The sequence below is a fragment of the Streptosporangium sp. NPDC002721 genome (assembly GCF_042888905.1).
Classification (GTDB): domain Bacteria; phylum Actinomycetota; class Actinomycetes; order Streptosporangiales; family Streptosporangiaceae; genus Streptosporangium.
In genome coordinates, this window is the sequence record NZ_JBIAQI010000069.1 from 1 (window position 1) to 13,917 (window position 13,917).

Annotated in this window: 10 protein-coding genes; 3 read left to right on the plus strand and 7 right to left on the minus strand. The window is 69.4% G+C overall.

Going from position 1 to position 13,917, the window contains the following annotated elements; all coding sequences use genetic code 11:
• The first annotated feature begins 230 nt into the window (after window positions 1–230).
• Window positions 231–875 carry an acyl-CoA dehydrogenase family protein gene (locus tag ACFYWM_RS44205; RefSeq protein ID WP_389927751.1) on the plus strand — a complete coding sequence of 215 codons (645 nt, stop codon included), beginning with the start codon at window positions 231–233 and terminating at the stop codon, window positions 873–875.
• A gap of 85 nt (window positions 876–960) precedes the next feature.
• On the opposite strand, the gene ACFYWM_RS44210 is transcribed toward ACFYWM_RS44205, so the two are convergent.
• The gene (locus ACFYWM_RS44210; RefSeq protein WP_389927772.1) at window positions 961–1,326 is read right to left on the minus strand and encodes an inorganic diphosphatase; all 366 of its coding nucleotides are present in this window, start codon (window positions 1,324–1,326) and stop codon (window positions 961–963) included.
• Between ACFYWM_RS44210 and ACFYWM_RS44215 the strand changes: the two genes are divergently transcribed.
• On the plus strand, window positions 1,308–1,685 hold the full coding sequence (locus ACFYWM_RS44215) for a carbohydrate-binding protein (RefSeq protein WP_389927754.1): 378 nt from the start codon (window positions 1,308–1,310) through the stop codon (window positions 1,683–1,685). The two genes, ACFYWM_RS44210 and ACFYWM_RS44215, sit on opposite strands and share 19 nt — an antisense overlap.
• 104 nt (window positions 1,686–1,789) lie before the next feature.
• Here ACFYWM_RS44215 and ACFYWM_RS44220 read toward each other — a convergent pair whose 3' ends face one another.
• From ACFYWM_RS44220 to ACFYWM_RS44245, 6 genes are all read right to left on the minus strand, one after another.
• Window positions 1,790–3,181 (minus strand): RICIN domain-containing protein, encoded by a 1,392-nt coding sequence (locus ACFYWM_RS44220; RefSeq protein WP_389927757.1) that lies wholly within the window; start codon window positions 3,179–3,181, stop codon window positions 1,790–1,792.
• 217 nt (window positions 3,182–3,398) lie between these two features.
• On the minus strand, window positions 3,399–4,712 hold the full coding sequence (locus tag ACFYWM_RS44225) for an RICIN domain-containing protein (RefSeq protein ID WP_389927760.1): 1,314 nt from the start codon (window positions 4,710–4,712) through the stop codon (window positions 3,399–3,401).
• A 224-nt stretch (window positions 4,713–4,936) separates the two neighbouring features.
• Window positions 4,937–6,139 (minus strand): SGNH/GDSL hydrolase family protein, encoded by a 1,203-nt coding sequence (locus ACFYWM_RS44230; protein ID WP_389927762.1) that lies wholly within the window; start codon window positions 6,137–6,139, stop codon window positions 4,937–4,939.
• Between the two features lie 112 nt (window positions 6,140–6,251).
• Window positions 6,252–8,492, minus strand: coding sequence for a CBM35 domain-containing protein (locus ACFYWM_RS44235; RefSeq protein WP_389927765.1), 2,241 nt, complete (start codon window positions 8,490–8,492; stop codon window positions 6,252–6,254).
• A 26-nt stretch (window positions 8,493–8,518) separates the two neighbouring features.
• Window positions 8,519–9,997 carry a discoidin domain-containing protein gene (locus ACFYWM_RS44240; RefSeq protein WP_389927766.1) on the minus strand — a complete coding sequence of 493 codons (1,479 nt, stop codon included), beginning with the start codon at window positions 9,995–9,997 and terminating at the stop codon, window positions 8,519–8,521.
• Window positions 9,998–10,171: 174 nt separating this feature from the next.
• Window positions 10,172–11,251, minus strand: coding sequence for an arabinogalactan endo-beta-1,4-galactanase (locus ACFYWM_RS44245; protein ID WP_389927768.1), 1,080 nt, complete (start codon window positions 11,249–11,251; stop codon window positions 10,172–10,174).
• An 807-nt stretch (window positions 11,252–12,058) separates the two neighbouring features.
• On the opposite strand from ACFYWM_RS44245, the gene ACFYWM_RS44250 reads away from it, so the two are divergent.
• Window positions 12,059–13,917: rhamnogalacturonan lyase (locus tag ACFYWM_RS44250; protein ID WP_389927770.1), on the plus strand; the 1,859-nt coding region annotated here is incomplete at its 3' end.

The following is a 13,917-nucleotide window of genomic DNA, read 5'->3' on the forward strand; positions in this document are numbered from 1 at the left end:
TGGACAACTACAACTTCGCAACCACCGCCGGCTCCGAGGTGCGCCAATGGACCTGCAACGGCAACAACGCCCAGCAGTGGACCATCTCCTGACGAGACGTCCCACGGACGCACGGCCCGGTGCCGGCGGATGTCAGGCAGGCTCCCGTCGTCACGGGCGGAGGTCATGCGGACGGATTCCTCATCACGATGAAGGCGTCCGCCGAATCGCGCACGGACGAGGTGTCACTGGTGTACGCCGACCGTTCCGAGTCGAAGGTGACCGAATCGGGAGACTGGAACACGCTTGGCATGCGGGGCGCCTCCAGTATCGCCCCGCGTCTGTCGGGCGAGGTGTCCCGCGAGAACCTCGTGGGCGTACCGGGCCGCTTTCGCGAAGTGGCCATCGAGAGCTTCATCCCGCTGGCCCACCTCGGCCGGTCCGTCTGCTGGCTGGGGGCCGTTCATGGCGCGTTCAGCCAGCTGATCGGCCATCTACGGGGCAGTGGGCGGGGCGGCGGCCCGGATCTCTCCAGCGATCTGGTGCGCGAACGCCTCGCCCGGATCCGCCTCGACTCGGAACTCGTCCACGCCTACCTCGGTCGCGTGTCTCAGGAGGTGGCGGAGGCGCGCTCCCAGCAAAGGTCCATGGCGGAGCACGTGCTCCAGATCCACCTCAACTCCCTGAAACTCGCCGCCTCCGACCTGTCCCTCCGGGCGGTCGATCGCATGATCGACCTTGCGGGCCTGGGCATCGGCAACTCCAGGAACTCCCCGATACCACTGGAACGGTGTTTCCGCGACCTCCGCTCAGCGAGCTTGAACTACTCCACCGACCGATTGTGGACGGCCAACGGCGCGCTGATCCTCATGGATCAGGCCGTCCGCCTGGCGTAGTCCGTCACGCACCCGAGCTCGGCGCGCGGGCATGCTCATCAGGGGACGTGCGCGAAGCCCGCGCCCGGTGGCCTTCTTCGTACGGCTACCTCGGCTCGTGACGACGTATGACCAGCGCCGACTGGGGTTGTGGCAGGTAGAACCACTCGATTCTCGCTACTTCCTCGTCCGTGCACCGCCAGAGCATCTTCAGCTCGGCGTTGAGCTTTATCGGATCGATCGTGCACGCGATGGCGGTGACCTGCTCGATCTCGCCTGAGCCTACCCATACGTCGACTCCCTCTCCATCTCCGCCCACTGTGTCGGCTATGTAGCCGTAATTCAGTGGATATCGGTAGTCGGGGAACTTGGGATGCGCCGACCTGGCGGGGCGATCGATCACGATGGCCCCTTCCTTGATCATTCTATCGGCGTGTTCCCACAGGCTCAGAGATGACCACTCGTCCGGCACGCGCAAGGGACTACTCCAATCAACGGCCGGCGAACCTGATCGTCAACGGATCCACGGTGGGGACGGTCTCGTTCGGATCCACCGGGACGTGGACGGCTTGGTCCACCGAGGCGCTGAGCGTCTCCCTGAACACCGGCGGCAACACCGTCCGCCTGGACCCGACCACGGCGGCCGGGCTACCCAACATCGACCACCTCGACGTCAACGCCTCGGCCGGCTGGCCACAGCCGGCCGCCGCGGGTCACGACGCCGGTGAGAGCCGGTGGGGCCTGGGGGAGAGGGCGGGTCTTCCCGCGACAGGACGAGAAGTGCGACCACTTCTCCGCCGGCCGGAAAGACCCGTCCGCGCTCCCCCGTGACGCCCCGCCGGCCGTCGAAGGCCGTCACCGCCCGGCCTCGCCCGTCGCGGTGAGGACAGGCCTCCTCGCCGGTCGCGCGTCCGTCATCGCTTGGCCGGGTTGGCTCAGCCCCAGCGTTGCAGCAGCCGGTCGTACTCGGCCTGGGTGATCGGCAGGACGGTGCCGTGGCGCGGCCGGCCGGGCATGGTGTAGCCGGAGACGGGTGACCACTGCCGGGTGTTCAGGTCGGTGGTCGTGAACGGTACGTAACCCCTGCCTCCGTACTCGTCGATGAACATGTACCAGCGCTCTTCGGTGTTCGACTTGAAGACCAGCGGACCCTCGCCCTGGTTGATCGCGTTGTTTCCGATGCAGTCCGCGACGAACGAGTAGTCGCGGTTGAGCACGGTCGTCGACTTCTCCGCGAGGATGAACTTGCCGCACGCGGTCTGCGACGCGCTCCGCTCGTCCTTCGTGAAGCGGTGGTAGGTGCCGTTGTGCTTGATGAGCGTCGAGTCGATCGTCGAGTAGCCCTTGTCGACCCAGACCTGCGGGGCGCTGAAGGTCCGGAAGTCGGATGTCGTGGCGTACATCATCCGGTTGTAGGTGGTGCCGGTGTGGTTCGGGTCGCCGGCGGAGTACAGCTTCGAGGCCCAGAACACCACGTACTGGCCGAGTGTCTCGTCGTAGTACGCCTCCGGGGCCCAGGTGTTGCCGGCCGTGTCCGGCGAGACGCGGACCAGGCGCGGCGCGCTCCAGGTCACCAGGTCGGTCGACTCCCAGACCACGATGGACTTGCTGCCCGTCCGCTGGGCCTGGTCCCAGTTGCCGTTGCCGTAGATCCGCAGGTCGGTGGCGATCTGGTAGAACCTGTCGCCCTGCGGTGAACGGATGATGAACGGGTCGCGCACGCCGCGGGTTCCCACGGCCGAGGTCAGCACGGGCTGTCCGCCGTTGAGCTGGCGCCACCGGGTCGGATCGTTGCCCTGGCTGAGCGCGAAATAGACCTGCTCGCCGGCGGAGGTGCCCTCGCCGGTGAAGTGGCTGAACAGGTAGCCGGCGTACTTCGGGGCCGGTGCCGTGCCGACCCGGACCAACTGCCACTGCTGGTTGGCGGCGCCCGTGTCGGTGTACTGGGAGATCCGCGCGCCGTCGGCGGTGGACTGCTCCCAGACGTCGAGGGCCTTGCCGCTGTTGCGGTTGACGAGCTTGACGTATCCGCTGTCGGTGTCCACGACCCGGAACTGCTGGTTGGTGCCACCGTTGTCGGCCCACTGGACGACGTTCGCGCCGTTCGCCGTGGACGCCGAGGAGACGTCCACCACCTTGCCGCTGTGCCGGGCCCGGAGCCTGTGATAGCCGTTGCCGGCGTCGGCGAACTGGAACTGCTGGCCCGCCCGGTCGGCGCGGGTCCGCTGCTGGACGGCGGCACCGTCGGCGGTCGACTGATCGGCGATCTCGACCGCCTTGCCGCTGTGCCGCGAGACGATCTGGTAGTACGCCGACGGGTCGATCACGGCCGCGTTCGCCGGCGGTCCCGTGACCAGTGCGGCGGCGCTCGCGATCAGCGCGCCGACGAGGACGAATACGGTGCGACGTCTGTACGGACGTCGCGGTGAGGTCCGACTGTGAAAAGACTGTGTCATCGAAGCCGTCCAGGGGGTTGTGGAGGGGTGTTCGCGTCATGCCGGGTCACCGTCCTGTTGCCCGAGCGGTGACCCGGCGGGTCTCGTGTCAGACGCGGCGCCGGGTGAAGCGCTGGTTGGGGCTGCCGTTGTAGGTCCACTGGGAGATGCGGGCGCCGTCGGCGGTGGACTGCTCCCAGACGTCCATGGCCAGGCCGGACTCCCGGTTGACGAGGCTGATCACGTCACCGCCGTGGTCGACCACGCGCCACTGCTGGCCGGTGGCGCCGGTGTCGGCCCGTTGGACGACGTCCGCGCCGGTCGCGGTGCCCGTGGACTGGAGGAACAGGCCGCTGTGCCGGGCCCTGACGCGGACGTGGCCGTCGCCGGAGTCCACGAACTCGAACTGCTGGTTGGGGCGACTGCCTGCGGTCCACTGGATGAGCCGTGCGCCGGCGGCGGTGGAGGCCCCGTCGATGTCGGCGGCCTTGCCGCTGTGCTGGGCCACCAGGGTGTAGGCGGCCGGGCCGCCGGACGAGTCACCCAGCTGGGCCTCCCACCTGGTGTTGGACCCGGCCGCGTCGGCCGGGAGGCGGTCCCGTGCGGCGGTGTCGCCGTACATGGTCCAGCGGGCCCAGTCGACGACGGTGTTCGGGAAGCGGTTGTCGCTCCAGAAGCTGGTGTGGCTGCCGCCGACGAAGGTGAGGAACGCCTTGGGCCAGGTCATCTCCGTGTACGCCTGCCGGGCCGAGGTGTACTGCGTGGTCGAGTCCCGGTCGCCGTGGACGAACAGGACCTTGGCGGAGACCGAGGCGGCGGGGTTGCCCATGTCCTCGCAGGACTGCGGGTTGGCGGAGACGATCCGGCTGTCGGGCCAGGAGGTCAGCAGGCCATGGGTGATCATGCCGCCCAGGGAGTGGCCCGAGACTCCGACGCCGATGCCGGTGTCGATGTGCCCGGCCAGCGGTCCGCTCGCGTTGAGGGCGAGGGTCTGGGTGAGGACCTGCGAGACGTCCTTGGAGGTCTCGCCGTTCCTGACGTCGGTGAAGTTGTGGTTGAAGTGCGGGGCGGGGACGATGAAGCCCGCCGCGGCCAGGGCCCGGATGATGAACAGGGAGTTCTGCGGGCTGCTCTGGAAGCCGTGGGTGAAGTTGTAGACGGGGAAGACACCGTTGGCGACCGGGGCGTTCGTCACCGGGTTACCGCCGGGGGTGCCGGTGGCGGGGTAGTAGACGTAGGTGGTGCACGGGCGGCTGCCACGGGTCCAGTCATGCCGGCGCACGCCGACCGCGAACGGCGTGGTCGGTGCCGGGTCCAGCGACCCGACGCCGGCGAGCGCCTGCCCCGCGCCGAGCAGGGACAGGCCGAGGCCCGCCGCTCCGGCCGCGCTCACACTGAGAAATGTCCGCCGTTGCATGGTCATGGATGACTCCTTGGATGCGGGGATGGCTGTGGTGATTGGAGCGCGGCCGGGTCGGCCGCCAGGCGCGTCCCTGTTGTTGTGGCCGCTGCGCGGGTTGTTCCAGGTCCGCAGTCGAACGTGGTCCGCGCCGGCGCTCTTGGAGATGTCCAGCGGATCGCCTTGGGCGACCGTGACAGCTGAGATCTCCGACGAATTTCATCGAGACTCCCGGGGGGAGCCGAGTGTCACCTCAGGTACGCCGAGAGGGCGAGTCGCTGGTCGCGTACCGCCGTGGCGACCAGGCCCGCGATCTGGCGTGCGCCCGCCGCCTCGAAGTGGGTGTGGTCGTCGGCGAAGAACGCGCCGACGGGGCCGGAGGAGTAGTCGCCGTTGAACGGGCACAGGCGCAGGCTGTTGTAGAGGGTGTAGCTCAGTTTGTGGAGGTCGATGACCGGGGCGCCGGTGGCCCGGCCGACGTCGAAGGTCTCGGTCAGGAATCCGCGGGTCGGCGTCGCCGTACCGCCGCTGCAGCTCAGGGCGGACACCGGGGTCACCAGCGTGGGGTGGGCGCCGCGCTGCTGGGCGGCGCGGACCATGGTGGTGAGCAGTTCGCGGTACCGGGCGGAGCCGACGTGGCGGGGACAGGTGGACGAGCCGTCGTTGATGCCGAACTGGATGAACAGGTGGTCGCCGGCCTTCATCCCGCTGGAGGCGTCGAGCATCGCCTGCCAGCGGGCGGCGTAGGCGGTGGAGCTGAGCACGCATTCCCCGGCGGAGTTCTTGGTGCCGGTGACGGCGGACTCGTACAGCCAGGTCTGGACGCTGCGACCGCCGATGGCGCTGTTGACCACGGTGGCGTCGCCGGTGAGGTAGGCGCCGAGTTCCCGGCCCCAGCCGACGATGTTGCCGCCGGAGTTGGCTGCGACGGTGGAGTCTCCGGCCAGCCAGACCGTGGTCGTGGCGGAGGCGGGCGCGCCGGTCTCCAGGTAGTCGATGTTGGGCAGGCCGGCGGCGGTGGTCGGGTTCAGCCGGATGGTGTTGTCGCCGGCGTTCAGCGACACGGTCAGTGTCTTGGTGACCCAGGTGGTCCAGGCGCCGGTGGGGTCGAACGCGCTGCCGGGGTGGGCGACCGTGCCGTTGACCAGCACGTCGGCGGGACGGTCGGAGGTCCCGCCGTTGGCGTAGCGGATGGCGATGGTGGCCGCGCCGGCGGCGGGCGCGGTGACGGTGAACTGTGCCGCCGCGCCTGACGCGTTGTCGGCGTTGCAGAATCCGCTGCCGGAGAACCCGGCGTGGTTGGACTCGATGAGGCCGGCGCACGTGGCCGGCGCGCTCTCCACCTCGTACCGGGTCGTCGCGGCATGCGCCCCCGTCGCGAACGCGACGGGGGCGCATGCCAGTGCCGTCGTCATCGCCGCGAGTAATGAGATCTTCGGTAGCCATTTCATCGAGGCTCCTGGGGAGTGAGGGGAGGCTGGGGGGCGACTCGCCATCGGCTCGGGTCACGGTCCGGCGGCCCGGCGGCCCGATGGGTGCCGGGCCGCCGGAGCGCCGGATGTTCTAGCGGACGTAGATGTCGGGCTGCGGCGGGGTGCTCATGCCGTCACCGAGGAAGAAGCCGGGGTGCGGCGGCTGGTTGTAGGCGGTGTTCTGCCAGGCGATGGCGACGCGGTACTGGGCGTCGTGCATCAGCGTGTAGATCCGCCGGTCGGTCTGGACGGGTGTGGCGTAGATGCGCAGCGCGGCGTTGTCGTCGCGAGGCAGGATGATCTCTTCACGCCAGTCGCCGAACAGGTCGCCGGACAGGGACGGGGTGGACTTGGTGCCGTTGACCGAGTGCGCTCCGGAGGCGGTGAGCAGGCGGGTGTCGCCACCGGTGCCGTACTTGTCGACGTGGTTGCCGTCCAGCAGCTCCCGCACCGGGTCGCCGTCCCACCAGGCCAGGAAGTTGTAGCTGCCGGGGTTGCGCCCGACGTTGCCGCCGGAGGCGTTGAAGAGGTTGCCCAGGCCGGTGCCGGTCCCCCAGAACTCTCCGCCGGCGTTACCGGCGTGGATGTCGGCGGCCACGCCGCGGGCCGGGCCCTCGCAGTTGCAGGTGTTGTTCTTCTGCATGATGACCGAGCCGTTGCCGGCGTCGCGCAGCGTGGCGGCGGCGCCGGAGCTCTGCTCGTGGATCATCCAGATCTCCTTGCCGGCACGGCCGGGCACGAAGTCTCCGACGTGCAGGGCGTCGCCGTGGGCGTAGAAGCCGGTGGTGTAGCGGCCGGTGCCGTTGGCGTTGATGGTCATGCCGCCGTAGATGATCTCGTCGGTGCCGTTGCCGTCGACGTCGGCGATGGACAGCGAGTGCGCGCCGCGGCCGGTCCACTGGCTGCCGGCGCTGCTGGAATCGAACTTCCAGCGCCGGGTGAGCTGGCCGTCGCGGAAGTCCCAGGCCGCGATCGTGCTCTTGGCGTAGTAGCCGCGGCCCATGATGATGCTCGGCCGCCGGCCGTCCAGGTAGGCCGTGCCGGCCAGGAACCGGTCGCCGCGGTTGCCGTAGTTGTCACCCCAGTCGTTGATGTTGCCGCGGGCCGGATCGAAGTTCACCGTGGACATGGCCGCGCCGGTCAGCCCGTTGAACACGGTCAGGTACTCGGGGCCGGTGATGATGTAGCCGTCGGAGTTGCGGTGCAGGGCGCCGGCGTTGCCGATCACCTGCCCGGTGCCGGACACGGTGCCGTCGCCGGTCTTGACCGCCATCTCGGCCCGGCCGTCTCCGTCGTAGTCGTAGACCTGGAACTGCGTGTAGTGCGCGCCCGCCCGGATGTTACGGCCCAGGTCGACGCGCCACAGCCGCTGGCCGTTGAGCCGGTAGGCGTCGATGTAGACGTTGCTGGTGACCCCGGACTGGGAGTTGTCCTTCTGGTCGCTCGGATCCCACTTGAGGAAGATCTCGTACTGTCCGTCACCGTCCGCGTCACCGACGCTCGCGTCCCCGGCGGTGTAGTTGCTTCCCGGCCGGGAGATCGGCACGTCCAGGTAGTTGCCGCCGGCGAAGCGCAGCGACGGCTCGGACGCCGCCTGCTCCACCCCGTTCACCACCGCGCGGACGGTGTAGGAGGCATCGGCCGGGGCGCCGTTGTCCAGGTGGTTGGTGGCGCCGGTGAGAGGCGAGGAGTTCAGCTTGGTCGAGCCCCGGTAGAGGTTGAACCCGGTGCTCATGCTCTCGGTGCCGAGCAGCCGCCACGAGACCAGGTTGCCGCTTCCCGAGCGCACGCTGATCAGGCCGCGGTTGAGGTCCTCCATCTGGCGGCCGGTCGGGTTCGGGTCCGGACCGTCCTGGTCGGTCTCCAGGTAGTCGATGTTGGGCAGGCCGGCGGCGGTGGTCGGGTTCAGCCGGATGGTGTTGTCGCCGGCGTTCAGCGACACGGTCAGTGTCTTGGTGACCCAGGTGGTCCAGGCGCCGGTGGGGTCGAACGCGCTGCCGGGGTGGGCGACCGTGCCGTTGACCAGCACGTCGGCGGGACGGTCGGAGGTCCCGCCGTTGGCGTAGCGGATGGCGATGGTGGCCGCGCCGGCGGCGGGCGCGGTGACGGTGAACTGTGCCGCCGCGCCTGACGCGTTGTCGGCGTTGCAGAATCCGCTGCCGGAGAACCCGGCGTGGTTGGACTCGATGAGGCCGGCGCACGTGGCCGGCGCGCTCTCCGCCTCGTAGCGGGTCGCCGCGGAGGCTTCCGCGGCGATGGCGACACCGGCGGTGGCCATCGTCAGCGCGACGCCGGCCGACAGCAGTGCGGTGCGCGGTCTGCGTAAGGACATGGAAACTCCAACAGGTGGGTGGGGGGTCATCGCAGGTACGAAGCTGGCGACAGGTTCAGCTCGCGCATGCGCTGCAGGACGAGCCTGGCCATCTCGTTCGCTCCGTTCGAGGAGAAGTGCGTGTTGTCGCTCAGCTCCGGCAGGTAGAGCGCGGCCGAGCCGTTCGGGCCGAGCCTCTCCACCAGCGCCTCGCTCGCGGCGGTCAGGTCGATCAGCGGCGCGTTCTGCGCCGCCGCCACCTGCCGCATCGTCGCCGGGAGGTTCACGCCCACGCCGTTGACGTGCAGCGCCGTGGAGTTCAGCGTGCCGTCGGCGGCGAACAGCCGCCGCACCGGTGGCGTGACCAGCACCGGCGTTCCGCCTCGCGACCGCACCTGGGTGATCAGGCTGGTGAGGTTCGAGGCGAACGCCGAGGCGGTCGTCGACTTGTCGTTGTGCCCGAACTGGATCAGCACCGTGTCGCCGTTGCGGATCAGCGGCCTCATCGCGGGGAACAGCGCCGAATTGGACAGGAAGCTGCCCGAGCTCTCGCCCGAGTCGCCGTAGTTGGCCACCGACAGGCCCTGCTTGAAGTACTGCGGGAGCTGCTGCCCCCATCCGGTGTACGGCGCGACCGGCTGGTCGCAGACGGTCGAGTCACCCGCCAGATACAGCACGGGCCCGCTCGCCGGGGCCAGCCCGATCCCGCTCAGCTTCGGTGCCGTCCCGGAGAAGACCAGATCAAGTCCGGGCTTCCCGGTGCCGCCCTGCCCTGTCGGCTGGCCCTCCGGCCGGCGCACGTTCAGCGTGAACGAGTACCGCTCGTACGAGCCCGCCGCCGTCGACACGGCGGGCAACACCGTACGGCGAGCCTCCGCCTGCACGCTTGTCACGCCCGGGGTGGCCGCATCGCCCAGGATCACGGTCACGTCGTAGTTGCCCGGCTGGACGTCGAAGGTGCAGACGATCGGCGAGACGCCGGTGCATTTGGAGCGCAGTGCCGGATCCGGCTCCGGCCCCGGCGGGGTACCGGTGTCGGTGCCGAAGACCTTGAAGTCGGCGATGCTCGCCCACGTCGACGCGGCAAGACCGGTCACGGTGATCCGCACGTACCGGGCGGTCGCCGAGAAGGCGTCGCCCTGCACCTGGGCGGTGGACGTGCTCGCCGTCCGATCGGCCACCCGCGTCCAGGCCGAGCCGTCGGTGGAGACCGAGACGTGGTACCTGTAGGCGCGGGCGAACTCCCAGCGCACCTCCGTGCCGGTCAGCGTCGCCGCGCTTCCGAGGTCGACCTGCCACCAGTGGCCGGTCCCGCCGTCGGCGGCGCACCAGCGGGTTGCGGTGTCGCCGTCGTTGGCCAGGGACGCGCCACGCCCGGACTGGCTGGAGTCGGTGCTCGCGGCCTTGCCCAGCGCCAGATCCGTCACCGCCCCGGCCGCAGGCGCGAGCGGTATGGACAGCAGGGCCGCCAGGAAGGAGAGGAGGGTGAGAACGACGAGCCTCGAAGAGCCCGGCGGGCCGGGCACGCGGCCATCTGACCGAGGGGAACCCATGGTTGTTCCGCGCTTTCTCGTAAGGGTCCGCAGTGGTACGGCGCCGCCTGCACGACGGGCCGTCGGCTTTCACGGGCCGGTGTCTCGGATGTCACGGCCCTGGCCTGCAGGGAGCGGGGTGGTCGGCGGGCACGGTGGCCCCCGGGCTTACGGTGTCCACCGGACATGTGGGTTGATCTGGCCCGTCCAGTTGAAGACGGCCATGTTGTCCCACTCGTTACCGCTGCTCGCGATGTTCGCCGGATCCCAGCCGTTGCCGGGCACCGCGTACCAGGTCGGCTCCCAGTAGAAGACCCCGATCGCGCCCGCGTCACGGGCCGTGTTCTGCACCGCCGCGAACTGCGCGCCCTGTCCCTGCCAGCTCAACCGGTACCCCGAGCAGCCCGAGGTGACCACGTTGCGCGTGGAGTCGGCGTTGTCGGCGGTGAAGGGGTAGGCGGTCTCGGCGATGACCACGTCCTTGCCGTACCGGGCCCGCATGTCACCGATGACCGCGGACAGGTTGGACAGCGTGCCGTGCCACACGCAGTAGTACGACAGGGCGGTGATGTCCCAGGACACGCCCTTGGCCCGGATCCCATCATAGAATCGGCGAGCGGAGGACAGGTTCTCCGCCAATGCCGTGTGGATGATCACCTGCGTGCCGGGATTGCATGCCTTTGTCGCGTTGTATCCGGCCTTGAGCAGGAGGCTCAGGTTCGTGAAGTCGTTGTTGGTCACCCTGCCGTCGTTCCACAGCATGCCGGTGTTGATCTCGTTGCCGATCTGCACGCTGTCGGGGACGGTGCCCTGAGCCTTGAGGCTGGTGCACACGTCGTAGGTGTAGTCGTAGACGTCGGTCTGCAGCCGGCCGATGCCATGGCTTGACCAGGCGGCCGGCTTGTACTGCTTGCCGGGGTCGGCCCAGGTGTCGGAGTAGTGGAAATCCACCATCAGCCTCAGCCCTTTGGCCTTGACCGCCCTGGCCTGCTGCAGCACCTTGTCCTTGTTGTTGTGGCCACTGATCGGGTTGTTCCAGATCCGCAGGCGGGCGTAGTTGACGCCGGCCCCCTTGAGGATGTCCAGCGGATCTCGTTGCGCGCCACCGGCGTCGTAGTACTTCGCGCCCAGATCCAGCGCGCGCTGCAAGGAGGAGACGTCTGCGCCGAGCATGCTGAGCGATGCGGCGGTGGCGTGGGCCGGTTGCCCGGCGGGGACGGTCGCGGCGGCGCATAACGCCAATGCCACCAAGATCCTTTTCATGGAGCCCTCCGATGGTCAGGGCGGAGATCGGAAGCGGGAATCACAGCGGTCGCCGAAGCGGGCGGCGCGGCCGGTCGTGCACGGGCCGGCGCCGCCGGCTGAGGCCGTCTGCGTTCGGGCATGACGGACAGACCCGGGCGCTCGCATCCTGTGGCTCGAGCGGGTGGTCAGTCCGCTTGAGCCGTCCTGATGTCGTCGCGCCGGGAGCCGGCGGTCGCGGTCAGGCGGAGGTCGTGTCGCCGCAGGTTCCGCGGCAGCGGTGATGGGGGATCGGGTGCGAAGCCACAGGCAGGGTGGGGGGTGAGGCCACGCGTCCTCCTCACAGGCTTGATGAGGCTCTGTGAACGTGCACAGTAACGCACAACCCGTCGCGCTGAAAGTGTCCATTCGAAGTCCGAGGTAAAAGCCCAAGAGGCGAGCATGTGATCGGCGCTGGTGGTGACAAGGTCTTCTTCCATCCTGTGAACGCTCCCAGAAATTTTGATTTTCTCCGGCGGTGACGTGAAGGTTTCATGCGTTCCCTTCATCGCCATCCGCGGCGGGCCGGGATCGACGGCGGCGCGGACGTCGAGTGCCGCGGACGGTCCCGCTGCGGAAGCCGTCCAGGTCGAGTGCGGCACGAGCCGCGGATGGAGCTCGGTCGTGTCGCGAAGTACGGGAGCGACGAGGGGAGGAAGCCGGAGGGCGACCTCCAGGTGCCGGAGAAACCGAAGCCTTGACTGCCGATGTTAACGCTCATAACCTCCAGCAGGTAGATCGATTTAACCGCTCCGACCCCCCAGGAGCTCCGTCATGCGCGCCGCCCGCTTAGCCCTCACGATCTTGGTCGCACTCGCGTGCGCCCTCCCGGCCACCCCCGCCGCCGCCGACCCGCGCATCCGGATGGAGCGCCTCGACCGCGGTCTTGTGGCCACGACCACCCCGAACGGCATCTTCCTGAGCTGGCGTTTGTTGGGGACCGAGGTGACCGGGGCGGGCCGCGACGGCATGCTCGGCGCCGACTTCCGCCTGTACCGGGACGGCCGCCCGATCGCCACGGTCACCGACAGCACCAACTACCGGGACGTCGCGGGCACGCCTGCCTCCAGGTACGCGGTCGCCCCGATCACGAGGGGCAGGGAGGGCAGGAGGAGCGCTGTCGTCCGGCCCTGGAGTGAATCGTTTTACGATGTGCCGCTGCGCAAGCCCGCCGACGGTGTGACCCCGGTGGGGGAGAGCTACACCTACGCGGCCAACGACATGAGCGTCGGTGACGTGGACGGCGACGGCCGCTACGAGCTGGTGGTCAAGTGGGAGCCCTCCAACGCCAAGGACGTCTCCCAGCGCGGCTACACCGGCCCGACCTACCTCGACACCTACACCTTCGACGGCAAGCTGCTGTGGCGGCTGGACCTGGGCGTCAACATCAGGTCCGGCGCGCACTACACCCAGTTCCTGGTCTACGACTTCGACGGCGACGGCCGCTCGGAGGTGATGCTGAAGACCGCGCCGGGCACCAGGGTCATCCGCTACGACACCGCCGGAAACCAGAAATACGAGCGGTTCGTCACCATGCCGCGGCCCGGCCACTCCCACACCGACGACTACCGGCTGAGCGCCGCGGGCTACTTCGACCACCTCGTGGACATGTTCACGAAGTGGCACGAGCACCCCGAGGTGGTCGCCGGGCGCTGGCCCGCGACGCTGGAGCAGGCCTTCGGCATCGCACCGGCGCACACCTACCCCCTCTCCCGCCAGGCGGCGACCGAGCTGGCCACCCACTTCGTCGACGTCTACGCGCCCTCGCGCAGCGCCAACAACCGCCTGCGGGAGTTCGCCGGCTTCGTCGTCAAGGGCCCCGAATACCTGTCGGTCTTCGACGGCGCCACCGGCAGGGAGCTGCGGACCGTCGACTACAAGCCCGGCCGGGGAGACGACGGCCTGCTGTGGGGCGACTACGCGATGGCCCGCGTCGAGCCGGGCAACCGCGTCGACCGTTTCCTGTCCTCGGTGGCCTACCTCGACGGCAGGCGCCCCTCGGCGGTCTTCGCCCGCGGCTACTACACCCGCACCACCCTGGTCGCCTACGACTGGAACGGCCGCGAGCTCAAGGAACGCTGGTTCGTCGACAGCGGCCACGCCCCGATGGCCAATCCCTTCAACGCCTCCCCGCACGGCGTCGACGGCAGTAATCCCGCCTTCGCCACCCTGACCACCCAGGGGTTCCACTCGATGAGTGTCGCCGACGTCGACGCCGACGGCAGGCAGGAGATCGTGTACGGCGCGGCCACCATCGACGACGACGGCAGCCTGCTGTACTCCTCCTTCGACACGGCTCCGCCGAACAGCGGTGTGCCCGGGCAGAACGTCCGGCTCGGCCACGGCGACGCCATGCACGTCGGCGACCTCGACCCCGACCGGCCCGGTCTGGAGATCTGGACCGTGCACGAGGGCGGGACGTGGGCGCCCTACGGCTGGGCGATGCGCGACGCCGCCACCGGCCGGGTCCTGTTCGGCGGCTACAGCGGCCGTGACACCGGCCGGGGCATGGTCGGCGACATCGACCCGGCCGTCCGGGGCATGGAGGCCTGGTCGGCGATGCCGCCCAACCAGGAGATCCGGGCCGGCCTGTGGTCCGCGCGCGGCGAGCACCTGGGCACGGTCACGCCCGG

What these genes read in the sequence shown, in the direction of transcription:
- ACFYWM_RS44215 (WP_389927754.1), top strand. Translation starts at nt 1,308, where the DNA reads ATGACCACTCGTCCGGCACGCGCAAGGGACTACTCCAATCAACGGCCG.
- ACFYWM_RS44225 (WP_389927760.1), bottom strand. Translation starts at nt 4,712, where the DNA reads ATGACCATGCAACGGCGGACATTTCTCAGTGTGAGCGCGGCCGGAGCG.
- ACFYWM_RS44230 (WP_389927762.1), bottom strand. Translation starts at nt 6,139, where the DNA reads ATGAAATGGCTACCGAAGATCTCATTACTCGCGGCGATGACGACGGCA.
- ACFYWM_RS44235 (WP_389927765.1), bottom strand. Translation starts at nt 8,492, where the DNA reads ATGTCCTTACGCAGACCGCGCACCGCACTGCTGTCGGCCGGCGTCGCG.